23 protein-coding genes and 2 pseudogenes are annotated in these 23,482 nt (G+C 61.3%); 17 read left to right on the top strand and 8 right to left on the bottom strand.

Annotated features, from left to right (window positions below; genetic code table 11):
- Window position 1: 1 nt before the first annotated feature.
- Genes PQR53_RS09775 through PQR53_RS09765 form a run of 3 tightly spaced genes read right to left on the bottom strand, consistent with a single transcriptional unit; the run spans window position 2 to window position 2,630 of the window.
- Window positions 2-979, bottom strand: a complete 978-nt coding sequence (locus PQR53_RS09775) for an ABC transporter substrate-binding protein (RefSeq protein ID WP_408452689.1) — start codon at window positions 977-979, stop codon at window positions 2-4.
- Window positions 961-1,779, bottom strand: coding sequence for an ABC transporter permease (locus PQR53_RS09770; RefSeq protein ID WP_408452688.1), 819 nt, complete (start codon window positions 1,777-1,779; stop codon window positions 961-963). The genes PQR53_RS09775 and PQR53_RS09770 overlap by 19 nt, the downstream gene beginning before the upstream one ends.
- Window positions 1,776-2,630, bottom strand: coding sequence for an ABC transporter ATP-binding protein (locus PQR53_RS09765; protein ID WP_408452686.1), 855 nt, complete (start codon window positions 2,628-2,630; stop codon window positions 1,776-1,778). The genes PQR53_RS09770 and PQR53_RS09765 overlap by 4 nt, the downstream gene beginning before the upstream one ends.
- Before the next feature lie 258 nt (window positions 2,631-2,888).
- On the opposite strand from PQR53_RS09765, the gene PQR53_RS09760 reads away from it, so the two are divergent.
- Entirely contained in the window at window positions 2,889-3,218 is a 330-nt protein-coding gene (locus PQR53_RS09760; protein ID WP_408452685.1) for a hypothetical protein, read from the top strand.
- A gap of 58 nt (window positions 3,219-3,276) precedes the next feature.
- Here PQR53_RS09760 and PQR53_RS09755 read toward each other — a convergent pair whose 3' ends face one another.
- Complete coding sequence (locus PQR53_RS09755) at window positions 3,277-5,649, bottom strand: putative bifunctional diguanylate cyclase/phosphodiesterase (RefSeq protein ID WP_408452837.1); 2,373 nt, start codon at window positions 5,647-5,649, stop codon at window positions 3,277-3,279.
- A 670-nt stretch (window positions 5,650-6,319) separates the two neighbouring features.
- Here PQR53_RS09755 and PQR53_RS09750 point away from each other — a divergent pair.
- Together PQR53_RS09750 and PQR53_RS09745 are read left to right on the top strand one after the other, a co-directional pair.
- Entirely contained in the window at window positions 6,320-7,081 is a 762-nt protein-coding gene (locus PQR53_RS09750; protein ID WP_408452684.1) for a bestrophin-like domain, read from the top strand.
- A gap of 274 nt (window positions 7,082-7,355) precedes the next feature.
- Window positions 7,356-7,862 carry a universal stress protein gene (locus tag PQR53_RS09745; RefSeq protein WP_408452682.1) on the top strand — a complete coding sequence of 169 codons (507 nt, stop codon included), beginning with the start codon at window positions 7,356-7,358 and terminating at the stop codon, window positions 7,860-7,862.
- An 86-nt stretch (window positions 7,863-7,948) separates the two neighbouring features.
- On the opposite strand, the gene PQR53_RS09740 is transcribed toward PQR53_RS09745, so the two are convergent.
- Complete coding sequence (locus PQR53_RS09740; RefSeq protein ID WP_408452680.1) at window positions 7,949-8,635, bottom strand: alpha/beta hydrolase; 687 nt, start codon at window positions 8,633-8,635, stop codon at window positions 7,949-7,951.
- 363 nt (window positions 8,636-8,998) lie between these two features.
- On the opposite strand from PQR53_RS09740, the gene PQR53_RS09735 reads away from it, so the two are divergent.
- The 4 genes from PQR53_RS09735 to PQR53_RS09720 all read left to right on the top strand — a co-directional run bounded on the left by PQR53_RS09735 (window position 8,999) and on the right by PQR53_RS09720 (window position 10,459).
- Window positions 8,999-9,409 carry a TetR-like C-terminal domain-containing protein gene (locus PQR53_RS09735; protein ID WP_408452679.1) on the top strand — a complete coding sequence of 137 codons (411 nt, stop codon included), beginning with the start codon at window positions 8,999-9,001 and terminating at the stop codon, window positions 9,407-9,409.
- Between the two features lie 94 nt (window positions 9,410-9,503).
- Window positions 9,504-9,734 carry a hypothetical protein gene (locus PQR53_RS09730; protein ID WP_408452677.1) on the top strand — a complete coding sequence of 77 codons (231 nt, stop codon included), beginning with the start codon at window positions 9,504-9,506 and terminating at the stop codon, window positions 9,732-9,734.
- A 100-nt stretch (window positions 9,735-9,834) separates the two neighbouring features.
- Window positions 9,835-10,017: a DUF3563 family protein gene (locus PQR53_RS09725; RefSeq protein ID WP_408452676.1), complete on the top strand. Its 183-nt coding sequence runs from the start codon at window positions 9,835-9,837 to the stop codon at window positions 10,015-10,017.
- A gap of 85 nt (window positions 10,018-10,102) precedes the next feature.
- Window positions 10,103-10,459 carry a hypothetical protein gene (locus PQR53_RS09720; protein ID WP_408452674.1) on the top strand — a complete coding sequence of 119 codons (357 nt, stop codon included), beginning with the start codon at window positions 10,103-10,105 and terminating at the stop codon, window positions 10,457-10,459.
- An 8-nt stretch (window positions 10,460-10,467) separates the two neighbouring features.
- Here PQR53_RS09720 and PQR53_RS09715 read toward each other — a convergent pair whose 3' ends face one another.
- Complete coding sequence (locus PQR53_RS09715) at window positions 10,468-11,610, bottom strand: FAD-dependent monooxygenase (protein WP_408452672.1); 1,143 nt, start codon at window positions 11,608-11,610, stop codon at window positions 10,468-10,470.
- 398 nt (window positions 11,611-12,008) lie between these two features.
- On the opposite strand from PQR53_RS09715, the gene PQR53_RS09710 reads away from it, so the two are divergent.
- Both PQR53_RS09710 and PQR53_RS09705 read left to right on the top strand, forming a co-directional pair.
- Window positions 12,009-12,965 (top strand): alpha/beta fold hydrolase, encoded by a 957-nt coding sequence (locus PQR53_RS09710; protein WP_408452670.1) that lies wholly within the window; start codon window positions 12,009-12,011, stop codon window positions 12,963-12,965.
- 193 nt (window positions 12,966-13,158) lie between these two features.
- Window positions 13,159-13,293, top strand: a pseudogene (locus PQR53_RS09705) (DNA-binding response regulator); the annotation flags it as partial.
- A 40-nt stretch (window positions 13,294-13,333) separates the two neighbouring features.
- Here PQR53_RS09705 and PQR53_RS09700 read toward each other — a convergent pair.
- The gene (locus PQR53_RS09700; RefSeq protein WP_408452669.1) at window positions 13,334-13,765 is read right to left on the bottom strand and encodes a hypothetical protein; all 432 of its coding nucleotides are present in this window, start codon (window positions 13,763-13,765) and stop codon (window positions 13,334-13,336) included.
- Window positions 13,766-13,816: 51 nt separating this feature from the next.
- On the opposite strand from PQR53_RS09700, the gene PQR53_RS09695 reads away from it, so the two are divergent.
- From PQR53_RS09695 to PQR53_RS09660, 8 genes and pseudogenes are all read left to right on the top strand, one after another.
- Window positions 13,817-15,361, top strand: a complete 1,545-nt coding sequence (locus tag PQR53_RS09695) for an FAD-dependent monooxygenase (RefSeq protein ID WP_408452667.1) — start codon at window positions 13,817-13,819, stop codon at window positions 15,359-15,361.
- Window positions 15,362-15,551: 190 nt separating this feature from the next.
- Entirely contained in the window at window positions 15,552-15,989 is a 438-nt protein-coding gene (locus PQR53_RS09690) for a MarR family winged helix-turn-helix transcriptional regulator (RefSeq protein ID WP_408452665.1), read from the top strand.
- Between the two features lie 90 nt (window positions 15,990-16,079).
- On the top strand, window positions 16,080-17,642 hold the full coding sequence (locus PQR53_RS09685; RefSeq protein WP_408452663.1) for a DHA2 family efflux MFS transporter permease subunit: 1,563 nt from the start codon (window positions 16,080-16,082) through the stop codon (window positions 17,640-17,642).
- A gap of 110 nt (window positions 17,643-17,752) precedes the next feature.
- Window positions 17,753-18,190: a MarR family winged helix-turn-helix transcriptional regulator gene (locus tag PQR53_RS09680; RefSeq protein ID WP_408452661.1), complete on the top strand. Its 438-nt coding sequence runs from the start codon at window positions 17,753-17,755 to the stop codon at window positions 18,188-18,190.
- Window positions 18,191-18,239: 49 nt separating this feature from the next.
- Window positions 18,240-19,748: an efflux transporter outer membrane subunit gene (locus tag PQR53_RS09675; RefSeq protein WP_408452660.1), complete on the top strand. Its 1,509-nt coding sequence runs from the start codon at window positions 18,240-18,242 to the stop codon at window positions 19,746-19,748.
- Between the two features lie 35 nt (window positions 19,749-19,783).
- On the top strand, window positions 19,784-21,070 hold the full coding sequence (locus PQR53_RS09670) for an HlyD family secretion protein (protein ID WP_408452658.1): 1,287 nt from the start codon (window positions 19,784-19,786) through the stop codon (window positions 21,068-21,070).
- Window positions 21,071-21,335: 265 nt separating this feature from the next.
- Window positions 21,336-21,565: pseudogene (locus PQR53_RS09665) on the top strand (tautomerase family protein).
- A 61-nt stretch (window positions 21,566-21,626) separates the two neighbouring features.
- Complete coding sequence (locus PQR53_RS09660; protein ID WP_408452657.1) at window positions 21,627-22,040, top strand: VOC family protein; 414 nt, start codon at window positions 21,627-21,629, stop codon at window positions 22,038-22,040.
- Between the two features lie 55 nt (window positions 22,041-22,095).
- On the opposite strand, the gene PQR53_RS09655 is transcribed toward PQR53_RS09660, so the two are convergent.
- On the bottom strand, window positions 22,096-23,427 hold the full coding sequence (locus PQR53_RS09655; protein ID WP_408452655.1) for a chloride channel protein: 1,332 nt from the start codon (window positions 23,425-23,427) through the stop codon (window positions 22,096-22,098).
- Window positions 23,428-23,482: the final 55 nt, after the last annotated feature.

Below are 23,482 nucleotides of genomic sequence, written 5' to 3'. Positions count from 1 at the left end.
CCTATTTGCGCGCTGCTGCCGCCGCAAACGAATTGTCCACCGCGCCCGCGTATGTCACGCTGCCCGGCTTGATGTTGCCGAGGGACTCCTGCAAGGCCAGCGCGTTATGGAACGCCTGCTCGGAAATCTCGGGCGTCGTTGCATAAATCGCCTGGTCGATCATGCGCTGTACAGCGCTGTCGACCACCTTCGGGTCAAGCGTCGGAAACTCGGCCCGCGCAACAGCCTTCGCCGTATCGGGCGAGTGCTGGATCAGCGCTTCGGCCTCGCCGATCGATTTCACAAACGCAGCGACCATCTGCGGCTTGGCCTTGATCGTGGCAGCGAGCGTGTCCATGCTGGAGAACGCATAGCCGCCCGGATAGGCCTTGGGGAACCCGTAGACGACCCGGTAGCCCTCTGACAGCCCGGTGTCGACCTGCGGCTCATAAAGCGCCGCCGCTTCGTCGCGCCCCGCGCTGACCGGTGCGAGCTCCGTGCCGATCTGCACGGTGTCGAGCTTCACGTTGGCGAGCTTTTGCTCGCTGACGAGGCGCTGCAGAAGATAGGTACTCGTCGTCGGCGGCAGCGCAGTGGCCACGCTCTTGCCGGCGAGATCGGACACCTTATTAACCGGCGAGCCCGGCGGCGCGATGATCCAGACGGGCACGCCTGCGACCACGTTCGCCACATTGACGAGCGACGCGCCCTTGAGGTTGGCAAGCATCGCCGTCATCGGGTCCTGCAGCGAGAAGTCCGCGTGACCGCCGATCACCGCAGCCACTCCGGCTGCGCCGCCGCCGGCCGTCACTTTCTGCACCGTGAGACCGTTCTTGGCAAACAGGCCTTTGTCGAGCGCTACGTAAAGCGGCAGATACTGAATCGACTGAAAGGCCTGATAGACGACTACCGGCTCGGCAGCAATCGCCATGCGGGCCCCGGAAGCGGCGAGCGCCGCCACAAGGCAAGTGCCCAGAAACTTCACCGTTTTCTTTTCCATGTAATCACCTTAGCTTCCGTAAATTGAACAATCCAGCTCAGAATCGATGCCATCAACGTGAGAACGATGATGCCCAGCCACACAGTATTGAGGTCAAACAAAGAGCCAGCGACGAACACTTCATGACCCACTCCCGCCTGCGAAGCGATGTATTCGCCCACCACGGAGCCGATCAGCGCAAAGCCGATGTTCACGCGCAGCGTCGAGAAGATCCACGGCAGTGCGCCAGGTACGATCAGTTTGCTGAAGATCATGCTCGGCTTCGCGTTGAACGAGCGGAACAGGTTCAGCAGATCCTGATCCACCTCGCGCGCCGCGGCGCACGCGGAAATCATCGCGACCGCGAACGTGGAGATGCCGGCCAGCCAGACCTTCGAGGCCATGTCCGAGCCGAACCAGATGACAATCAGCGGACCGAGCGCAATCTTCGGAATGCTGTTCAGAATGACCGACAGACCTTCGGCCACGCCAGAGACCCTCGGCACAAACCAGAGCAACAGTCCGAGGCCGATACCTAGTCCGCTGCCGAACACGAGGCCCATCAGCGTTTCGAAAAGCGTCGTCAGCGTGTCTGGGACGAGTGTGCCCTGCGGCGAGAGGCCCAGCACCGCAGCCCGGTAGATTCCCTCGGGCGAGCCGAAAAGGCGGCCGTTGACCCAGCCAAGCGTAACCGCCAATTGCCAGGCAGCGACAATCGCGACGACGATCGCGACGACAATGCCGGTCGTGCCAAGCGTTTTGGAACGGCCGCTTGCTGCACGCTTGCGCGTGAGCGTTGGTGAGATCGCGACGTCGCTCATGCCGAGGCTCCCGCGTGCTGGATTGAGTGCCCGCGCAATCCGTTCCAGATGCGCGAGTGGTAGGCACGGAACTCGGGCGCTTCGCGCGCCGATACCGCGGTGCGGGGCCCCGAGGTCGAGAGTCGAACGTCGATGTTGTCCTCGATACACGCCGGGCGTCCGCCAAGGAGAATGACGCGGTCGCTCATCGCGATTGCCTCCTCGATGTCGTGCGTTACGAGAATTACGCTGGTGCCGTTTTGCTTGCGCAAGTCCATGACATCGTCCTCCAGCGTCAGGCGGGTTTCGTAGTCGAGCGCCGAAAACGGCTCATCGAGGAGTACGAGCGTCGGTTCGACGAGCAGCGTGCGGGTGAGCGCTACGCGCTGGCGCATGCCGCCCGAAAGCGCGTGCGGATGCGCGTCGGCGAAGGAATCGAGGCCGTAACGCGCCAGCATTTGTTTCGCGCGCTCAATGTCCTCGCGCCGAACCTTGCGGTAAAGCTCGATGCCCAGCACCGCGTTTTCCAGCACCGTGCGCCATGGCAGCAACAAGTCCTTTTGCAGCATGTAGGCGATGCGCCCCGCGCTGCCATCGGCGCGTCGGCCGACTTCCACGGACCCGGATTGCGGCGTGAGCAACCCCGAAATGAGATTGAAAAGCGTGCTCTTGCCGGCCCCGCTGCGCCCGACGATCGACGCGATTTCGCCATTGCCGACGCTGAAATCCAGCTTATCGAAAATGGGCACACTGTCGCCGTCGGCGCTCTGGAACGCATGGCTCAGTTCGCAAACCCGCAAGCGCTCACTGGGCTCGGCCGCAGGCGCTGAGACTTCCGTCCGGTGCGGTGAAGAAAAGTTGAGTGAACTCATGGACATCCTTGGAAGAAATGCAATTGCAAGCGTGATGCAGCAAGGCCACCCTCCTTCCCGACCTCGGCGCTGCGGTCCTCATAGACCAGTGCGGCGCCTGAAAGCTGCGCATCACGCACAATGCATAATGCACAACTCAAAAAAAGGCACCAACGAATCAAAAAAGCGGGACGCCTTGCCGGACGCAAGTGCGACAACATGGCGCATGCAAGCATTTTCGCGGGACCAAGGACCTGACCAACCGCCCGACGTTGGCAATTGGGATACGTTGACGATGCAACGGGCGGGCTGATGGCGCTGCGCATCACGGCGCAGCCGGAAGACAGCCGGCCGGACCAGTTCGGCAGAAGCTTTGCCGGCGCGGTGGTCGCCATCGCCGCATGGTCAGCGGCGAGCGTTCGACTCGATCGCGCGTTGCAGCGCGAGTCACATGTAGCGAAGATAAAAAACCGTGATGACCAGACCGACGACGATCGCCGCGACGGCCGCGCAATCCGCGAATCGGCGGATCGCGTCGATCAGCGGCACCCATTGCCTGGCGTCGTCGACGTTCGCGCCTGTCCGGGTCGCGGCGAACGGAGTAGTTGAGTGACTTCCCGCTCGGTCATGGCTGATACCCGCTCAACCGACAACACCCTCGCATGGGTCAGAGCAGTTCCGTGGTGAGGTCCCCCGTCGAATGGTCGCGGCTGGAACCGGGAGAATGCGTACGAAACAGAGCGGTGAACTCCTCCGCAGGTAGAGGTCGTGAAAATAGATAACCCTGTCCAGTTTGACAGGACCATTCCCGAAGGAGCCGTGCCTGCTCGCTCGTTTCAATCCCCTCGGCCGTTACTGACAGTCCAAGAGACTGCGCCATCGAGATGACGGCTCGAACGATTGCATCGTCCTCGGCACTCGTACCGATGCCCTGAACGAAGGATCGGTCGATCTTCAGAACATCCAGCGGCAGCTTGCGAAGATAACTTAGCGATGAGTAACCTGTGCCAAAGTCATCGATTGCGATCGTTACTCCAAAATCCTTCAGTTTTCGGAGCGTCTCGATGCTCTTTGCCGTATCCCGCATGATCAGCCCCTCCGTGACCTCCAGTTTCAGCGAGGCAGCGCCGATTTGAGCACTAGACAGCGCTGCAGCCACATCGGCAACGAGGTTGAGATCATCGAACTGCCGAGGGGAAAGATTGACGCTGATCTGCAGTAGCGGCTCCGTTGGGAATTCCCGCTGCCAGCGGGCGACTTGCTGGCAAGCCTCTTCCAGTACGTATCGTCCGAGCGGAATGATCAGGCCGCTTTCTTCTGCAATCCCAATGAATTCGGCCGGCGGCAACAAACCTCGCGTGGGGTGCTGCCACCTCACGAGCGCTTCCATTTCACGGAACCCTGACCCCTGAAGCTGCATGATGGGCTGAAAATACACGCGTAGTTCGCGATTCTCGATCGCGTAACGCAAGTCCGTTTCAATCTCCAGCTTTTTGACTGCTTCCGCGTGCATGTTCTCTTCGAAAACTACATAGCGGCCCTTTCCGCCGTTCTTGGCCCGGTACATGGCGACATCGGCGTCCCGCAACAACGTGTCAGCATCGCTGCGGCCGCCGCCAGCGTGCGCGAATGCCAGCCCGACGCTCGCGCTGACGATGTACTGTTTGTTGTCGAGATCGAACGGTTGACCAAACTGCGCAAGGATGTTGTCCGCGATCAGGATGCCTTCGCTCGTTGCCTCACTCCCCAGGTGTTCCAGCAGGATGACGAACTCGTCTCCGCCTAACCGCGCGACGGTGTCGGAGGGGCGGACGCACCCTTCGAGGCGATTGGCCGCTGCGATCAGCAGCCGATCTCCGACGTGATGTCCGAGACTGTCGTTCACCCGCTTGAAGTTGTCCAGGTCGATGAAAACGACTCCGATCATCGCATTACGTTGACACGCGCGAGCTTCGGCCTGGCTAATACGATCAAGCAGCAGCGCGCGATTCGGTAACGAGGTGAGCGTATCGTAGAACGCCCGGCGCGCGAGTTGCTCTTCGAAGTTCTTTCTTTCGGTGGTGTCGCTCGCTGTCGCCACGATCGCGCCGACAGCCGGCTCGTCGAGCAGATTCGTCAAGGTAAGCTGAATATAGCGCCACGCATCGCCCGCACCTCGAGTACGGATTTCGATGGATTTCGTGGATCGAGCCGTCGACGACACAGTCTCGAACAGGCCCTGCAGCGTGGGACGGTCCGTGGGATGGATCGGATCGAGCAGACTGGTGCCGACGAGTTGGCCCATGTTGTTCAAGGGGTCCGGTCTTCGCGTCGGCGCCTCGTAAGTCACCGTCCCGTTGACGTCGGAAACGAGTATCGCATCCGACGTGTTGGCGACAAGCGCCTGCAGCCTCTGTTCGCTCGTGCGCAGCGCGTCCTGGGCCGCCGCGTCTACCTTCTTGCGAATACGCCGCAGCATCTGAAGAAACAGCAGCGCGAGCCCCACGCCGATCGCCAGCACTACGGGGGTCGATATCAAGACGATCCGTTGCACGACAACGAGCCGGTCGAGTTGCATCGTCGCATCGTCGCGGTGCCGTGCCGCTGCTGCGAGGACCTTTTGCTCGATATCGTCGAAGAGCGGATCGGCCGAATCCTCATCGATCTCATTGGCTCTCGCAATGTCGTGATCATCGACGGCCTTGAACATCGGCTTTGCGAACGATCGATACTTCGCGTGCTTCTCCAGCAGGCCGAGCAACATCGTGCTGCTGCCAGGTTCAAGTGCCAGCGCCTTCTTCAGCGACGCGTCAAGTGCGTGGCCGGCCTCACTGTGCTCGCGCAGAACCTCCGGGCGCGGGTCCAGGAAGTACTTGCGTTCGGCCGATTCCTCCCATGCGACGTTATAACGGGCTTCCTCGAAAGCTTTATCCGCTTCGTTGGCCGCTTGCGCGGCGAAGCCGGCGCTCAGGCTTTCATAAGCTCCCCAGAAGGCCAGAAGCGGCACGCTCAACAGAACGAGGACGAGTCCAAAGATTGCCGTGCGCCGCGCGGAGGGCACGTTCAACGACGTCTGCGCAAGGCGGTCTGGTCCTGCGTTGCGTCGCCACAGGTATCGCCGCCTTTGGCTACCGTTCTGTCTGCTCACGATTGCTCCGATGTGGAACGGCACGTCGACGGGGTGATCTGTTCGAGCAGATCGGGCAGAAGGAGACCAGAGGTGTCCGTCTGCCCGTAGACGACGTGCGCATCCTGAAGTCGTGACCGAAGCATGGCTCAATTCGTTCGTTGACTCCGAACCGAGCAATTGACGGACGACTCCGATCCCGGTCCACGTATTGTCGGACCACCGCGTGTTAACGGCACACTCCGGTTTTTCTAAAGGTCTCGCGTGGGTGGATCGCGGTGGCTAGCGTGTGGTCCGGCTGCAGCCCGCAGACAATATCCATGCCTGCCAGTGCGCGCGTGAGTCTTAATGTCCTCGAGCACCCGTTCAATCGCCATTCGCTGCAACCAGGCCTGCGCCATCATTCTCAGCTAATTCTTCACTGCCAGAATCAGATTCCCGTGACGCAGACAAGGACTCCGTCATGCGAGCGAGTCCCCCGCCGCGGCCGCGAGGGCACCGGACAGTGACCCATTTGCCGCCAGCCATATCATCTGCACCATGGCTGCCACGGTGGTTCGACAAGAACCGCCTAACCCGCGCGAACGAACGAGGTCATTTCCGTATGGACCACTATGTCTTTTCTGCCTTCGTGTTCGTGCTCATTCTTTCGAGTGCGGCGCTGGGGTCGTATGTGCGCTCAAGACTGGCAGATCACCATTTCGAGGAAGCCTCGCTTGCCGCGATGCGGATTGCCGTTGGTCTCGTGGCGACGCTGTCGGCATTGGTGCTTAGCCTGCTGATCTCGTCCGGAAAGTCCTCGCTCGACCTGGTCAACACTGCGCTCCAACATAATGCTGTCACGATGATCCGGCTGGACCGAACCTTGTCCCAGTTCGGCCCATCGGCCGACGGCCTGCGCCTTCAGATCAAGAACGACTATGGCCGATGGATCTCCTTCCTGTTTTCCAACAAAACCGGAACAACCGCAGAGGCGGAAACGCGAGAAATCCTCCAGAGTACCTACGACATCCAGGGACGCATTTTCGCGTTACAGCCCCTCGGCTCCACGCAGGAAAGACTGCGTGACCATGCCGTGGAACTTTGGGACGACATATTCGCCGGTCGATGGGTCGCATTCGAACATCGAAAGGGCTTGATTCCCACTCCTTTAATCGTGGTCCTCGTTGGCTGGCTGGTCGTCATTTTCGGCATATTCGGTTTCAGCGCGCCAAGAAACTGGAGCATGTGCGTCGTATTTCTTCTTTGCGGCTTATCGGCCACGACTGCCGTGTTTGTTGTCCTCGATCTCGACACGCCATTTCAGGGAATGGTCAATGTGTCGAAGACGCCAATGATCGACGCGCTCACGTTCATCGGAAGATGACCTGAAACAGGGCGCCGGCCGAAAGCCGGGTCGCCTGAGCGGAAGACGCTCGTCAATCGCCGATTCGAACGGGCGTATTCGCTCTCCGGGTCGCAGCAATCGCGAGCGTCGTCGCATCGCCTCGACGTCATTCCCAAAGAGCAAAGACGCCCGTCATTTTCGACGCATACCGCACGCTAATTTATTGCTCATTCTGCCGCGTGATGATGTAGCCACGGATCACGAACGGCATAGCCTGCCGTGCTCCACAGTCCCACCACAGGAGGCACCCAGAATGTTCACAAAGATTCTAGTTGCGGTTAGTGCGAACTCGGTCGATACGGTATTGGAATCGGCCATCGACATTGCCCGAAAATACGATGCACGCATTTTTGCATTGCACGTGGTCGAGCCTACGCCCTGGCTGATGGGGCCGGTCGACTATGACGTCGGGCTCCTCGTCGAAGCGATGGAAGCACAGGGAAACGCAATCGTCACCCGAGTGACGGATGTGCTGAACGACCACTCGCATCCCGCCGAAACCCGCATGATCACACTGCCGATAATGGGTCACTCGGTGGGCCGGGCGATCGCCTCTGCCGCGGACGCATCAGGTGCCGACCTGATTGTTCTCGGCGAGCGGAATTCGGGCTGGTGGGGCTGGCTGACCGAAGACGTTGCCGCTGAGGTCCGGCGCCACTCCAGCACGCCGATCCAGACCGTCTCCGGCAGCGTCAGCCCCGGCTCGACGCGTCGTGCCGCTACACGCTGGACCAAGGCGCCGGCCGCCGACGCCCGATAACGCGCGCGGGCATTGATCGCGACACCACTTGTACGCCGGTTGCGCAGGACCACCTTGTGCTCAACGAATAGACGCTGCCAGACGATTCAGCAAGAAGCCGTGAGGAGCGCGCCGAGCCATACGCGCAACGCCGCGATCTCCTCCTCGCACACCGAATGCGGCATCGGATACGCACTCCAGTCGACGTTGCAACCTCGCGCGATCGCAAAGTCGCGCGCGGCCTCCCCTAGCTGGATCGGCAGCACGTCGTCGTGGATGCCATGCGCGGCAAAAATCGGCGTGCTGCTGTTTGCGGCACTCAACCGGCTGTCCACAAATCCCTGCGACGGCACATAGCCCGACATCACGATCAGGCCGGCAAGCGCCTCGGCGTGCGTCAGCCCCGCCGAATAGGTCATCGCCGCGCCTTGCGAAAAACCCGCGAGAAAGATGTTCGAAGTCGGAATGCCGCGCTGGTTCTGCGCTTCGATCAATTCCCGCACGCTCGCGCAGGACGATTCGATACCGGCTTCGTCGACTTGCCGATTAACGTCCTGAAACGACCGGATGTCGTACCACGCGCGCATCACGTAGCCATCGTTTGCGGTAACGGCGATTTCCGGCGCATTGGGAAACACGAAGCGCACAGCGGGCGCATCCGTGAGACCTAGTTCGGGGACAAGCGGCACGAAGTCGCTGGCGTCGGCGCCGAGACCGTGCATCAGGATGACGGCGAACTCTGGATTCGGCGCAGTTTCAATTTCAATGGGTGGTGGTGGTGGTGGCCTGTTCATGTAGCGCAACTCCTCAGTGTCAGGAAACGTTCAGATGATCGGGATCAATACAGGCAGGATACCGCCTCCGCATCGGCGACGCGGAGGGCCGGTGAATTGCACTTGATCGATGCTGAAATTTTAATCGCAATCTTTCCCATGGAAACATAAGACTCGCTAACCTGACTGGCACTCCCTGCACCATGACCGATAAAAATAAACCATCTACCGACCGCAAGGCTTCTGTGCCGCGAAAGACAAAAAACCAGAAAAAGTATCGCCAAGCCCGTGCAAGACAGACCCTATCACCACGGGTCGCTTCCGCACGCGCTGCTGGAGGCGGCCGAAGCCGTCTTGCGACGTGACGGTATAGGCGGCTTGACGTTGCGCGCCATTGCACGTGGCTACGTCAGCTTCGCGGTAGATAACCCCGACCTGCTTCGCCTGATGTTTCGCAGCGAGATGCTCGACCCCACGCGGGTGTCGCTCGCCGAAGCAAGACAGTTATCCGCACGTGCGCTAATGGGTGCCTTCGACGACCCGCCCAAACCCACACGGGGCGAATCCGCGACGTTCGGCCGGTTGGATGCCGCGCAGGCTATTGCGATGACCGCGGCTTGGGCGTATGTCCACGGCCTTGCATCGTTGCTCATCGACGGTCGTCTGAAGGCGTTGGCCGCGTCCGCTGAAGGGATACGCGATACCGAAGAACTCGTTGATGCCGCGATTGAGCACATGCAGCTCATTCATGACACCGGTCTCAAGCTTAAGGCCGGGCAAGCCGCCAGGAAGTGACAGAAACCCAAGCCAGAGGCGAGCGATTCGCCCCGAAAGACCGCACATGGACGTGCGCTAATTCTCACCTCATTTCCTTCGGCGAACATAGGTCATGCGAATCGACGATTCGCCTAACCTGACCGAAAGGAAGTCCATCATGTTCTCGCTCTTCAACCAACCCGCACGTTCAGCCGTCAACGGTACCGAGCAGGTTTTGGCCGGTGAAATGGCAACGCAATCCGCCACACCCGGCGCTGGCGATGAAAGACAAACCGCTGACCGCGCGGCAACTTATGAAGAAATGCTTCCCTACCTGATGCTTGCGATGGTGACGACCGTCTGAGACCGGGCACGCGGCAATAAATGGTTTTGCGTGCCGCCGCCTGCCGCTGAACTGAGACGCGCTGGTTCGCCGCGCGCAGCACTAGAGAAAGGAGCACATCATGTTTGGGAAATTGGCAAGAACACTGAGTTCGCTGCTCTCCAAGCCGCAAGTCCGTCAACGCGACACGTTCCGTGGCGCATCGGTCGATCTCGTCGACCTTGAGAACCGCATGCGGATGCTCGAAATGAACCATCAGCCGTTCACTTTTTACGAGAGCACCACGCCGCGCCGCCGGACGTAATCGCCGTTCTCTATTTCCACTTCGTCTTTTTTGCAGCTCATTCGCCATGACATCTATTGCGTCAACCAGAAAACTTCTGCAGAGCATGTTCAGCGACATGGTCATCAAGAAGGACGCTTCGCTGATCCCTCACTACTACCATGCCGACTTCCTGCTCGAAACCAATGGCCAGACGCAAGACTACGAGTCGTTCGCCAAGGGTCACGAAAGAGTCTACGCAACACCGATTACCTACGAAGTCCGATACGACGAAGCGGCATGGATCGAAAGCGCGACGCGCGTTGCCGCGCGCGTATGGATCAAGACGCAGCGGCCCAACGAAGATCCGGTGGAATACGAGGTCGTGCTGATCGCCACGTATGTCGATGAGAAGATCCATCGCCTGTGGGAACTGACCTGGCCCGACTGGACCACAGCCAAGGCCTTCAAGGACTATTCCTGATCGGATGATCACGCCGAGGGAATATCGGCCGCGCCCGGAGGTGAGCGGGTCGACAAGTCGCTCAGGTCGATACCGTTCTTGGCTTCGGTCATTAAGTGATCCGGAGTCGGGCCCTCGCGAGTGAGATCGACGAGCGCCTGATTGAGATCCACATACGGCCGCATACGGTGTTCGTATGCGGCAAACGCCTGCTTTGGATCATCCCAGTGCCGAACCAGTTCGCAAGCCAGCACGAAAGCACCGACGAGCCCGAGGCTCGTGCCTTGACCCGAGAAAGGGGACGCGCAGTGCGCTGCGTCACCGGCAAGCACGACACGGCCTCTAGACCACGACGGCATGCGGATCTGCGCGAGCTCGTTGTAATAGAACTGATCGGTCGTCTTCATTGCGTCGATGAAGCGGGGAAATTCGCCCTTCAGGTGAGCGCACTGCGCAGCCACAAGCTGCTTTTGCGCTTCCGTGTCGCCGCGGGACACCGCCGATCCCGGGATGGCGAAACCAACGCCGATCCGGAGCTCGCGCTTGTCGCGGCTTGGATAGATCACGTAGCCGACGCCCTCCTTCCGGTAGCCAAGTTGCCAATCGATCAGATTGATCAGGTTGGGCGTCGAAAAAAGAGCGAGAACGACGCCCAGCGGGTGAACAAACGTGGACTCATCGTCGAAACGCTGTTTGCGGACGTTCGAGTAGACGCCATCCGCGCCGATCAACAAATCGAATTTCCGGTTCACACCGCTCGCGAAGGTCGCCACCACGCCGTTGCCCCGATCGGCGATCGCACGGATGCTGTCGTTGTAGACGAATTCGACGCGTTTGCTCATCGCGCCCATTAGAAGCTCGCACAGGTCATCGCGGAAAATTTCGATGTCGTCGCTGTCGAGCCGGCCAGCACTGAAGGTGCGTTCTTCGGTGCGTTCTATCTCGTTGCCGTCGGCATCGAGCATCGACATACCCTTCAGACGCGTTCGCAACGCACGAGCGTCCCCAAGCAAGCCCATCTCGTCGACGACATTGAGCGCGACGCCCCGAATGTCAACGGCTTGCCCGCCCCGGCGAAATGCCGGGGCCTGCTCGATCAGCGTCGTGGCAAACCCCGCGCGATCCAGCCAGTATGCGAGTGCCAGACCCGTGACGCCTGCACCGGAAATCAATACGTTTCCATTCATCATAAGCACCGTTGTTATCTTTAATGGAGGAATAATATGCGCTGAGCTCGTGTTTTGGAACTCGCGTTCGATAGTCCTGGCATAGGCGAAAATTCACGTTGAATTACTTAACGGAAGGATGTCCGGCAGGCGAGCGCATCGTTTGGGATTTGAAGCGAGCTTCCGGAATAGAGTATCTGTCACATTTATGAGGTGAGAATTAGGGCAACCTCATTCACAGCTAATTCACCGAAGCCGACTCACCTCCTTCTATTAGCCCAGCTAGAGGTGAACATGGCTTTGCCGGCATCCAGGCTGACCGCGTCCTTCCTCATTCGACGCTCATAGTCGATCAATACACTTGACGTGTTACGCCGACTATCATCGAGTCAAGGAGTATCCCCGTGAATACGCCGCTAAGATCCGCAGCACTCGCGATTACCCTAACGTGTGCCGCACTATCCACCGTCACTCACGCGCGAACCGCGAGCTATGCGCATGAAGCGGCGTGCATGGCCCCGCTCGCTACATCCTCGCTCTATGCAGGTCATCGCGAACAGATCGCGGACACTCCACGCGGTCCACTCGCTTATTACCGGTTCGGTCATGGCAGCCCGCTTCTGCTTGTCACCGGCTATCGCGCGACGATGTCCGAATGGGACGCAACGTTCCTCGCCGTACTCGCGAAACATCATGATGTGATCGTCTTCGACAACCGCGGTATCGGGCGTTCGATGCCCAACTCGTCGAGCTTCACGATCCACGACATGGCAAGCGATACCGCCGCATTGATCGACACGCTGGCGTTGAAGCACGCGACGGTGGTCGGATGGTCGATGGGCGGCTCGATCGTCCAGCAACTCGCGATCGACAAGCCTCAGGCAATCGGCAAGATGGTATTGATGAGCGCTTTGGCGCCAGGCCGAACCGGCGTCCCGGTGCCTGCGAACGTCATGGCGAAACTGGCGGGCGGGCCTGGCGTCACGTTCAACGACGTCATGGCCGTTCTGTTCCCGGCATCGCGCGTGAAGGACGCCGAGCGGTGTTTCACCAGGGACATGTTCAAGCCGTCCGACTACCAGTCGCCCGCCATTTCCAGCGTGGTCACGGACGGCCAAACCGCCGCGCTTAAAGCGTGGGAAGCGGACGATAAAGTCCCCGACGCACTGCGCTCCGTGCGTATCGATACGCTGGTGCTGTCGGGCGCCGACGATGCTGTCGTCGTCAAAGAGAATGCCGCAGCGCTCACGCGCTTATTGCCCCGAGCCCAACTTCTGCTGGTTAAGCACGCAGGACACGCGATGATGTATCAATACCCGGTCGCGCTGGCGCGTGCGATCAATGCATTTGCGCGTCACTGAGGCGCTGCGTCTGGAGCCTAGAAAAGCGTCGAATGAACATCGACGCGTACCGTGTAGCCATACCGCCAAACCATCTGAGGAATAAATTTGTCCACTGGAAATATACTGGCGTGATGACGCATCCCTTTTAATATTTCCGATGGAAAGATTACCCACCACCCTGACTCTGTCCGATCATTCGGTCAGGTGCTCTGGGGCAGAGATTGAAAGCAACGCGGTCGACGTATTAATCCATGCAATCCGCAAGAAATACGGACAATCCTTGATCCGGAACGTCCGGGGTCTTGGCTGGTCGATAATGTCGGAGAATCCTCGAATCAGCACGTGATGAGATCGCCGGCGAGCGTGTGTTCGAGGTGCGCGTGAAATCAATGGTACGTAGTCTTAGACGACTGCAGCTTCGTCAGCACGCCGCGGTTTAATCGGAACCAGCCCTGCGAGCTTTGCATCACGACTTCATCGCCTTGCCAGAACACGCGCTTGACCGTCATGCGCTTGCCCGAGCGCTGCACAAGTGGCGGATGCTGGCGAAAGTCGTACAGCACCGGACCGGAATCCGTCTGCACGAGCGTGCGCGTGACGGTGTCGCCTGCGTTGCCGACGTCATCGAAATGCGTAAGCGTGTTCGCGGCGAAGCGATCAAAAATCTGCTTGTCGAGCATCCCCTCGAAATCGTGATCGACGCGCACGAATTGCAGGTTGCCCGAGGGCGTGACGAGCGGGCCGAACGCGTTGCTTTGCGCATGAACCCCAGTCACGAAAGAGGTGGCTGCGAACGCAGCGAGGAGCAGTCGTCTCATGTTTAATTTTAGATTCATGGTAGCGGTCAAGGCACTTAAAGGAGTTTCACTTTGATCTATGACGTCGTGATTGCCGGCGCCGGCCCCGTGGGCCTGTTTCTCGCCTGTGAGTTGCGCCTGGCAGGCCTCTCGGTGTTAATGCTGGAGCAAGCCGCGGACCCGGGCTCTCCGTTGAAGCGGCTTCCGTTCGGATTGCGCGGCCTGTCGGCCCCCACCATCGAAGCCTTCTACCGTCGCGGCTTGCTGAACGCGATCGCGACACCCCAAGGCGCGAACGATGGCTCGGGCAGCAAGAGCGCGTTGCATGCCGCACATTGGATGCAACAGCCGCGCCGCCCGGGCGGCCATTTCGCCGGCATCCAGTTCTACCACGACAACATCGACACCTCAAAGTGGCAGTATCGCCTGCCCAGTCCGGCCAGCACCAGCATGGCGGTCGAGATGGAGCACCTCGAATCCGTATTGGCCACTCGCGCAATTGCGTCGGGCGTTGAGATCAGGCGCGGCCTCGGCGTCGATGGCTTCGACCAGTCGGAGGAAGACGTGACCGTTCGCGCCGGCGATGAAATTTTTCGCGGACGATGGCTCGTCGGCTGCGACGGCGGACGCAGCACAGTGCGCAAGGCTGGCGGCTTTGAGTTCGTCGGCACCGACCCGGAGTTCACCGGCTATTCCGTTCAAGTCGAGATGGCTGATCCGGATAAGCTCAATCCGGGCCGCCACTACACGGCAACAGGCATGTACACCTACCAGAAGCCCGGAACCATCGCGATGGTGGATTTCGACGGGGGCGCGTCCCATCGCGCCGAGCCGATCACGCTCGATCATGTGCAGGCGGTGTTGCGCCATATCTCTAACACCGATGTCACCGTGACGGCCCTCCAGCTTGCCACCACCTGGACAGATCGCGCCTATCACGCGACGACTTACCACAAAGGGCGAGTGCTGCTCGCAGGCGATGCCGCGCACATCCATTCGCCCTTGGGCGGCCAGGGCCTCAACCTTGGTCTGGGCGATGCGATGAATCTTGCATGGAAGCTTGCCGCCACCATCCGTGGCGACGCGCCGGCCGGTCTGCTCGACAGCTATACGAGCGAACGGCATCCGGTAGGCGCGCGGGTCCTTGACTGGTCGCGCGCCCAGGTCGCGATCATGCGGCCAAGCCGGAGTTCACGCGCGCTCGAAGCCATCATCCGCGATCTCATCGACACGCGCGATGGCGCTACCTACTTCGCCGAGCGCGTCTGGGGTACTGCTCTGCGCTACGACCTTGGCAATAGCCACCCGTTGGTGGGCCGCAGCGCTCCCGATTTCGAGTTGCTCGACGGGACGAAGCTCGGCGAGCTTCTCACCAGGGGAAAAGGCTTACTGCTGGACTTTGACACTCGACCATCGCTTCAGGCACTGGCGAGCCGCTGGAGCAGCCGGATCACGTATGTCGGAAGCGACGCCAAGGATCGTCTTGACTTGAGCGCGGTGCTCGTGCGCGCTGATGGCTTCGTCGCCTGGGCCGGTGAAGCATCCCCTGACCTTGCAGAGGCGTCTCAGGCCGCGTCGCGATGGTTCGGTGCACCCGAGGCGCGTGAATCTACCTGAGCCGGCCGGCGCGAGCGAGAGCGAAAGCACTTCGAGAGAAGCCGGCCCGTCAAACTCAACAAATCGGGCCGGGACGGCCAGCGCAAGCGCGAGCGCCGTCGAATACGGCCCGTAGCACCTGCTTCAGAAAAAACTTTGCAAATCTCTGATATGTCAGATATAGTCCTCATCAGAAACGGAAATATCAACTATGAGCCACTACTGCGAAGACAATTTTTTGCCGGTCCAGCGCATCGGCTTTGCGCTGAGGAAAGCCCACAACCTGTTCATCACGGAAATGGACGTCGCGCTTGCGGACATAGGCGTCAGCAGTTCGCACGCCGGCGCGTTGTTGCTGCTTTCTCTCGGCATTGCGCGCTCGTCGGTCGGGTTGTCCAGGCTGCTGGGCGTCAATGCGGGATTCGTCACACGAGTGGTCGACCGCCTGGAAAGGCAAGGTCTGGTGCAACGGGATCGCAACAGTCCGGACCGGCGGGTGGTCAACCTGACCTTGACCGAAGCCGGCCGGACGGTTGCCGCCCGGATCGCGGAGATCGTGCCGGCGGTGTTGAATCAGCGTTTGTCGGCGTTTAGCCCGCCGGAATTCGTGGCCTTATGCCAGCTCCTCAGCAAGTTGCTGGATGAGTGAGCCGTTTTTTTTAACCAGATATCTGACATATCAGACACTTCGACGACGGTTAAAGGAAAGCTGGCCGTCAAGCCTCTTAAAGGACGCAACATGAACCCGCCAAACACCGCGAGCGCGCCGGCGCCATTGACTGGCTGGCAATTCGCACTGGGCACGTTCGCCGTGGCCCTCGCCACCTTCATGAACGTGCTGGACTCGTCGATCGCCAACGTCGCGATCCCGACGCTCTCCGGCGATCTGGGTGTGTCGGTCGACGAAGGCACGTGGGTGATCACGCTGTTTGCGGCGGCCAATGCGGTGTCGATTCCGCTGACCGGTTGGCTCACGCAGCGGGTCGGACAGGTGAAGCTTTTCGTGGCCGCGATCCTGCTGTTCGTGGTGTCGTCCGCGGTATGCGGCCTCGCGCCGAACCTGCCCATGCTGCTCGCGGCCCGCATCGTGCAAGGCGCGGTAGCGGGACCGTTGGTGCCGCTCTCGCAATCGCTCCTGCTCTCCTCGTTTCCGCGGGAAAAAAGTTCGAGCGCGCTGTCGCTGTGGGCCATGACCGCAACAGTCGGGCCGATCGCCGGGCCGGCGCTCGGCGGCTGGATCACGGACAACTACAACTGGTCGTGGATCTTCTACATCAACGTGCCCGTCGGCCTGTTCGCCGCCGCGGTAATCTGGGCGCTCTACCGCAAGCGCGAGACGCCGTCGCGCAAGCTGCCGGTCGACAAGGTGGGGCTCATCTCGCTGATCGTGTGGGTCGGCGCGCTGCAGATCATGCTCGACAAGGGCAAGGATCTCGACTGGTTCAATTCGCCGGTGATCTGGGCACTCACGAGCGTCGCGCTGGTCGCGTTCCTGTTCTTTGTGATCTGGGAGCTGACCGAGGCCAAGCCGATCGTCGACCTGCGCCTGTTTACTGGACGCAACTTCCTCGGTGGCACCGTCGCGATATCCGTCGCGTACGCGGTCTTCTTCGCCAACCTCGTGATCCTGCCTACGTGGATTCAGCAGTTCCTGGGCTACCGGGCCGTCGATGCGGGGCTCGTGACCGCGCCGCTCGGCATCTTCGCCGTGCTGCTTGCGCCGCTGATGGGCAAGATCATGCCGAAATCGGACATGCGGGTGCTGGTGACGCTCGCCTTCCTCGGCTTTGCGGGCGTGTTCCTGATGCGCTCGTGGTACACCACCGGCGTCGACGCGTACACGCTCGTTCTGCCGACGCTGCTGCAGGGCATCCCGATGGCGCTGTTCTTCACGCCGCTCACGGCGATCATCCTGTCGGGCTTGCCCCCGGAGAAGATCCCGGCGGCGGCGGGTCTGTCGAACTTCGCGCGGATCTTTGCCGGCGCGGCGGGCACCTCGCTCATGAGCACCATCTGGAACGACCGGACGATCCAGCATCATGCGCAGCTCGCCGAGCAGACCAGCGTGAATAACCCGGCCTATATGCATGCGCTCGCCAATATTCAGACGACGCTGCATGCGAGTGTCTTCAAAGCCCAGGCTTTTTTCGAAACGCAATTGAGCGCGCAGGCGTCGATGCTCGGCCTGAACGATGTGTTCTGGCTGTCGGCGGTGATCTTTGTTCTGATCATTCCGCTCATCTGGATTACCAAGCCCAGCAAGGACGGTGCGAAGAACGCAGCCGGCGCGGGCGGTCACTGAGCACAGACTGGGCGGAGCATTGCCCGAGTGGAAAGAAAATCGCAAAAAATTCTCTTGCACGAATCTGACTTTGCAGTTATTGTTCACGTCACACACACCGAGGACGCGCTATGAAGCACTACACACCGGAAGGTTTCTCGCTGACGCACAGCGTCGGATTCCTGCTGAACAAGGCTCGCAACCTGATCACCTCGGAAATGGACACGGCTCTCGAGGAGTTGGACATTACCGGCCCGCACATGGGCGTTATCCTCGCAATGCAGCGCGGCCTGGCCTCCACGCCGTTCGAGCTCTCAAAGGTATTGTCCATCGACACCGGCCTGATGACACGCATGCTGGACAAGCTGGAAGCGAAGGGGCTGCTGGAACGCTCACGCAGCGTGGACGATCGCCGCGTGGTCAACCTGGTGCTGACCAGGAAGGGCCGGGAGATCGCGGCCGAGATTCCGAAGATTGCGCCGGACGTGTTGAATGCGCGCTTGAAGAAATTCACCAAGGCGGAATTCGAAGAACTCTGCCGTCTGCTTGGCAAGTTCATTGGAGAGTGAGCGCCGCGGCGCTCCCTTTTTTTTAACCATAAATCTGACAGGTCAGAAAATGAAAATGCAGATTACTCGATCCGGCAGCGGTGTCCGTGCGATCAAAGCGGGCCTGTCGGCGATCCTCGTGGCGGTGCTCTCGGCGTGCGCCAACTATGCGGGCATTCATAGCGACAAGGAGATGGCCCAGCCGCAACAGTTCGAGTCGACGCATAGCCTGCCGGCCGAAAGCGGTCACTGGCCGGCGGCCGACTGGGCCGACCAGTTCGGCGACACTCAACTGAAGGCCTTGCTCGATGAAGCGCTCAACGGCAGCCCGACGATTGCGCAGGCGCGTGCCCGCATCGCGGCGGCGCAAGCCTATTCGGAAACCGCGAAGGCCGGCACCCTGCCCCGGGTCGACGCCGATTACTCGCTGACACGCCAGCAATTCAGTGCCACGGCGGCGGTGCCGCCGCCCTACGCCGGCAGCTGGCAAACCCAGAATAGCGGGCTGTTGACCGCTTCATACGATCTAGACCTGTGGGGCAAGAATCGTGAAGCGCTGAAGGCGGCGATCTCCCAGTTGCAGGCCAGCGAGGCCAATGCGGAAGTCGTCAAACTCACGCTCACGACCTCGGTCGCCCGCACCTATAACGAGCTTGCGCGGCTTTACGTGCTGCGCGATATCGCGCAGCAGGAAGTCGAGCGCCGCCAACAGATCGACCGCATCACGGCCGGCCGCATCGCGACCGGGCTCGATACCCAGGTCGAACGCAAGACGGCGCAGGCGAATCTTGCGACTGCCCGCTCGGCGCTCACCGCGCTCGACGGCAGCATCCTGACGACCCGCTACCAGCTCGCCGCGCTCATGGGCGAAGGTCCGGACCGCGGGCTCGCGATCGCACGGCCCGCGCTTGGCGTCGGCGACGAAGTGCGCCTGCCGGACAACCTGCCCGCCGACCTCGTGAGCCGCCGCCCGGACATCGTAGCGGCCCGCTGGCGCGTCGATGCGATCACCCACGAAGTGAAAGAAGCGAAAGCCGAGTTCTACCCGGACATCAATCTGAGCGCGGCGATCGGCCTGGACGCGTTCGGCTTTGGCCGCTTCCTGACGGCGGCGAGCCGCACGGCCAGCGCGGGTCCGGCGATCCATCTGCCGATTTTCGACGCGGGCGCGCTGCGTGCGCAATTGAAGGGCCGTTACGCCGATTTCGACGACGCCGTCGCGACTTACAACCAGACGCTGATCACCGCCTTGAGCACCGTGGCGACGCAACTCGCGCAGATCCGTTCGAGCGACGCGCAGCTTGCCGATGCGCAAGCTGCGCAACAGGCGGCACGCGAGGCCGACGGGCTGGCGATCACGCAGTACAAGGGCGGGCTGACGAATCAGCTGACCGTGCTCAATGCCGACATGAACGCGCTCCAGGCCGATCAGGCCGTCGCCAATCTGCTGATGAACCGGCGCGACCAGCAGATCGCGCTCGCCTCGGCGCTCGGCGGCGGTTACATCGATACGTCATCCGAATCAATACACAGTGCGGGTCTAGCCGCGCCTTCCAACTCCGTCGTCGCCGCGCGTTGAACCGGCACGTTCGCGAACTTCTCTGGTGAATAGACATGAGCGATACCATCAAAACTGACCGCACGCGTGCGGACTCGGCACAATCGAACAGCACCGGTGCGCACGACCGCCCCGCCGCAACCTTGCCGGACGCCGCGCCGCCTGGCGCCTCGTCCAAGCGCAAGCTGTGGCTCACGCTGCTGGGCATCGGCGTCGTGGTCGCGAGTGCTGCGTATGGCGCGTACTACGTCACGTATGGGCAATATCACGAGTCGACCGACGACGCGTACGTCAACGGCAACCTCGTGCAACTCACGCCGCAGGTGACCGGCACGGTCAACGCGGTCAACTCGGACGACACGCAGATCGTGAAAGCCGGCGATCCGGTCGTCACGCTGGACCCGGCCGACTCGAAGATCGCGCTGCTGAACGCCGAGGCGGCGCTCGGCCAGGCCGTGCGCCAGGTGAGCACGCTCTACGTGAACAACAACTACTACGCGGCCAACGTCGCGCAGCGCGAGTCGGATCTGGCCCGCGCGCAGGACGATCTGAAGCGCCGTGTCGCGGTGGAGAGCACCGGCGCGGTGTCGGCGGAAGACGTTTCGCACGCCCGTGACGCTGTGGCCGCCGCTCAGGCATCGCTCGACGCCGCGCGCCAGCAGGCGCAATCGAACCGTGCGCTGACCGACCGCACGTCGGTCGAACAGCATCCGAACGTGCAAGCCGCCGCCGCGAAGGTCCGCGACGCCTACCTCGACTACGCGCGCAATACGCTGCCGGCACCGGTGACGGGCTACGTCGCGCAGCGCTCGGTGCAAGTTGGCCAGCGCGTCGCGCCGGGCACGCCGCTGATGTCGATCGTGCCGCTCGACGGCGTCTGGGTCGATGCGAACTTCAAGGAAGTGCAGCTGCGCCGGATGCGCATCGGTGAGCCGGTCACGATGACCGCGGATGTCTACGGTTCGAGCATCAAGTACCACGGGCGGGTGATCGGTTTCTCGGCGGGAACGGGCAGCGCGTTCGCGACGTTGCCGGCGCAGAACGCGACCGGCAACTGGATCAAGATCGTGCAGCGCCTGCCGGTGCGGATCGAGCTCGACCAGAAGGAGTTGGAGGCACATCCGCTGCGCATTGGGCTGTCGATGGAGGTCGAGGCCGACACGCGTGACGATTCCGGCACGCAGCTCGGCGCTGCGGTGAACACGGTCTATCGCACCGATGTGTTTGCGCAGTACGGCCAGGAAGCCGATGCGGAGATCGCGAAGATCATCGAGAGGAACGAGATGGCCGCACCGGCGAAGACCGCACAGCCGGTTGCGAAGAAGGTGGCAATCGCACATTGATCCCGGATTGAGCTCGACCGGTACGCCGGCGAAGTCAATCAACCGGACAAGCAATCCACGTGGCGCCGCGCACTCGCGCATCCGCCGGAAAAGTGTGCGTGCGCGTCCACCACACCTGATTTGTTCCGCCGCGGCATCAGTTTGTCTACGCCGGGTATTCGAACTCGACGCCAAAGCGCCTGGATTAGCCCCCTATCGGAGCCACGCGACCGGGCGCCGCTGCTAGCAGGCGGCCGGTTCGTCACTTACGATAAAGGAGAACACCATGCCAATCGTCACAATCCAGGTCACCCGCGAGGGCACGAGCCCCGGCGTCGACTCGGTCCCGCGGAAGAAAAGGCTAAACTCATCGGCGGCGTCAGCTACCTGCTGCTCGACGTGCTGAACAAGCCGCTCGAAGCGACCTTTGTGGTCATCCAGGAAGTGGAAACGGAGAACTGGGGCTGGGGCGGTCTACCGACTGACGAATATCGCAAGCAGCGAGGCTTGAAATAGCGGCGTTCGCCGAACCGTGGTTCTGCGGCGTCATCGTTGAGTTCTGAAAGGAGAAACGACAATGGAAGGCAAAGCTCTGACGCGCGGAATCGACCATCTCGGGTTGACGGTTCGCAATCTGAACGTCACGCGCGACTTTTTCATCGAGTGCCTGGGCTGGAGCCTGGTTGGAGAGCGCCCCAACTACCCTGCGGCCTTTGTATCCGACGGCCACATCATGCTGACGCTCTGGCAGGTGACGAACCCGGACGGGCCGGTTGAGTTCGACCGCAAGACCAATGTCGGTCTGCACCACCTCGCGTTACGGGTGGGCAGCGAAGAAGCGCTCAACGCGATCTTTGCGCGCGTTTCGCAATGGCCCGGCGTGGTGGCTGAGTTCGCGCCGGAGAATCTGGGTGAAGGACCCAAGCGGCACACCATGGTGTACGAACCCGGCGGCATCAGACTCGAGTTCGATTTCGATCCGCGCATTTAAGCGGCCAGCCGCGAGAGTCAGTCCAGATAGTCAGCACATGGTGCGTGCGATCTGTTTATCGAGCCTTGCCCGCGCCATTCCAATTGAAGCCAGAGCCAAACTGCAGCGCCGGCACCCACTTCACGCATCCCTGAAAACTCAACACAGCGCCGCCGACGGCGAACAGAACCGGGATCAGAAAATCGTGGCTCACCCGCGTAAATTCGAAGACGAGAACAACCGCCGTAATCGGCATCTGCATCGATGCCGCCAGGAACGCGGTCGCACCTACCACAGCAAAAGCGCCGAGCGAAGCCCCCGGCCAGAACAGACTCCAGGCCCCGCCCAGTACGATCGCCAGCAACGCGCCATTGGCAAGCCCGGGGGTCAATAGACCGCCTTCCGCACCCGCGCGCAGACTGCTCGCGGTAATCACCACCTTCAGCACCAGCAGCATCGCCGCGAGACTCATCGTCAGGCCACCGTCGAACGCCAGTCCCGCAGGCCCTTTGCCATTGCCGAGCAACTGCGGAAAATGCATTGCCAGCACGCCGATGATCGCGAAGTTCAACAGCGACAACACCGGCAAACGCCAATCCTTCGGCGCATCCGCACGCGCGCGCTTCGTGATCTCCGTAAAACCCCACGCCGCAACACCAAAGATCGGCCCGCACACCACAGCCCACACCAGCAGCGACGTGCTCACCGTCAACGACGGCACCAGGTACTGATGCTCGTTGCCCAGACCCGCCTGCGCGACCAGCGCCGCCACCGCGGATGTCACCACGGCCGGCACCACGGCCTTCCAGCCAAACGTACCCAACAGAACTTCGAGCACGAACACCGCGCCGCCGAGCGGCACATTGTAGACGGCGGCCAGACCCGCGCCCGCACCGCACGCCACCATGATCCGGCTCTGCTCGATCGATAACCCCGCGCGATGCGACAACCATCCGGCCAGCAACGATCCGATCTCGCGCGGCGCCACTTCGCGCCCGAGCGGCGAGCCCAGCGCGACCGTCACAATCTGCAGCAACGCATGCACGATCGTGCTCAGCATGGGCATACGCGGATCGTCCGATTTGACAGCCTGGCGAATGCTCACGAGGGGCCGCCCGAAGCGATACAGCAACCACCAGCCGAGTCCGGCCACCAGTCCGCACAGCGCCAGAACAGCAACACGCCGCTCAGGCTCGGCATCGGCGACACCTTCCAGAAAACTCTCGCTGCTGATGAGATGCGTCGCGCTGTAGCCGTAGGCGAGATGCTGGATAGCGTGCAGCAGCAAGGCGAGCAACATACCGCCGAGGCCGGCGCCAATGCCAGTCAGCAAAATGACGGCGGCCAGCACCGGCAGTGGACGCGGCCCGCGGCGAACCGGCTCTGAAGTGATTGATTTGAATGACATGGCGCGGCGATGCAAGCAAGATTAACAAGATAGCTGCCATTTTATTCCGCGCCGC

The organism is Paraburkholderia fungorum (genome assembly GCF_046027605.1).
Classification (GTDB): domain Bacteria; phylum Pseudomonadota; class Gammaproteobacteria; order Burkholderiales; family Burkholderiaceae; genus Paraburkholderia; species Paraburkholderia fungorum_F.
This window is presented reverse-complemented; position numbering and strand designations above follow the sequence as displayed.

Bases quoted from the DNA above. Each gene is read 5' to 3' on its own strand.
- PQR53_RS09660 (WP_408452657.1), top strand. From the start codon at position 21,627: ATGGAAGGCAAAGCTCTGACGCGCGGAATCGACCATCTCGGGTTGACG.
- PQR53_RS09670 (WP_408452658.1), top strand. From the start codon at position 19,784: ATGAGCGATACCATCAAAACTGACCGCACGCGTGCGGACTCGGCACAA.
- PQR53_RS09725 (WP_408452676.1), top strand. From the start codon at position 9,835: ATGTTTGGGAAATTGGCAAGAACACTGAGTTCGCTGCTCTCCAAGCCG.
- PQR53_RS09680 (WP_408452661.1), top strand. From the start codon at position 17,753: ATGAAGCACTACACACCGGAAGGTTTCTCGCTGACGCACAGCGTCGGA.
- PQR53_RS09770 (WP_408452688.1), bottom strand. From the start codon at position 1,779: ATGAGCGACGTCGCGATCTCACCAACGCTCACGCGCAAGCGTGCAGCA.
- PQR53_RS09690 (WP_408452665.1), top strand. From the start codon at position 15,552: ATGAGCCACTACTGCGAAGACAATTTTTTGCCGGTCCAGCGCATCGGC.
- PQR53_RS09700 (WP_408452669.1), bottom strand. From the start codon at position 13,765: ATGAGACGACTGCTCCTCGCTGCGTTCGCAGCCACCTCTTTCGTGACT.
- PQR53_RS09685 (WP_408452663.1), top strand. From the start codon at position 16,080: ATGAACCCGCCAAACACCGCGAGCGCGCCGGCGCCATTGACTGGCTGG.
- PQR53_RS09745 (WP_408452682.1), top strand. From the start codon at position 7,356: ATGTTCACAAAGATTCTAGTTGCGGTTAGTGCGAACTCGGTCGATACG.
- PQR53_RS09730 (WP_408452677.1), top strand. From the start codon at position 9,504: ATGCGAATCGACGATTCGCCTAACCTGACCGAAAGGAAGTCCATCATG.
- PQR53_RS09675 (WP_408452660.1), top strand. From the start codon at position 18,240: ATGAAAATGCAGATTACTCGATCCGGCAGCGGTGTCCGTGCGATCAAA.
- PQR53_RS09720 (WP_408452674.1), top strand. From the start codon at position 10,103: ATGTTCAGCGACATGGTCATCAAGAAGGACGCTTCGCTGATCCCTCAC.
- PQR53_RS09750 (WP_408452684.1), top strand. From the start codon at position 6,320: ATGGACCACTATGTCTTTTCTGCCTTCGTGTTCGTGCTCATTCTTTCG.
- PQR53_RS09655 (WP_408452655.1), bottom strand. From the start codon at position 23,427: ATGTCATTCAAATCAATCACTTCAGAGCCGGTTCGCCGCGGGCCGCGT.
- PQR53_RS09740 (WP_408452680.1), bottom strand. From the start codon at position 8,635: ATGAACAGGCCACCACCACCACCACCCATTGAAATTGAAACTGCGCCG.
- PQR53_RS09765 (WP_408452686.1), bottom strand. From the start codon at position 2,630: ATGAGTTCACTCAACTTTTCTTCACCGCACCGGACGGAAGTCTCAGCG.
- PQR53_RS09775 (WP_408452689.1), bottom strand. From the start codon at position 979: ATGGAAAAGAAAACGGTGAAGTTTCTGGGCACTTGCCTTGTGGCGGCG.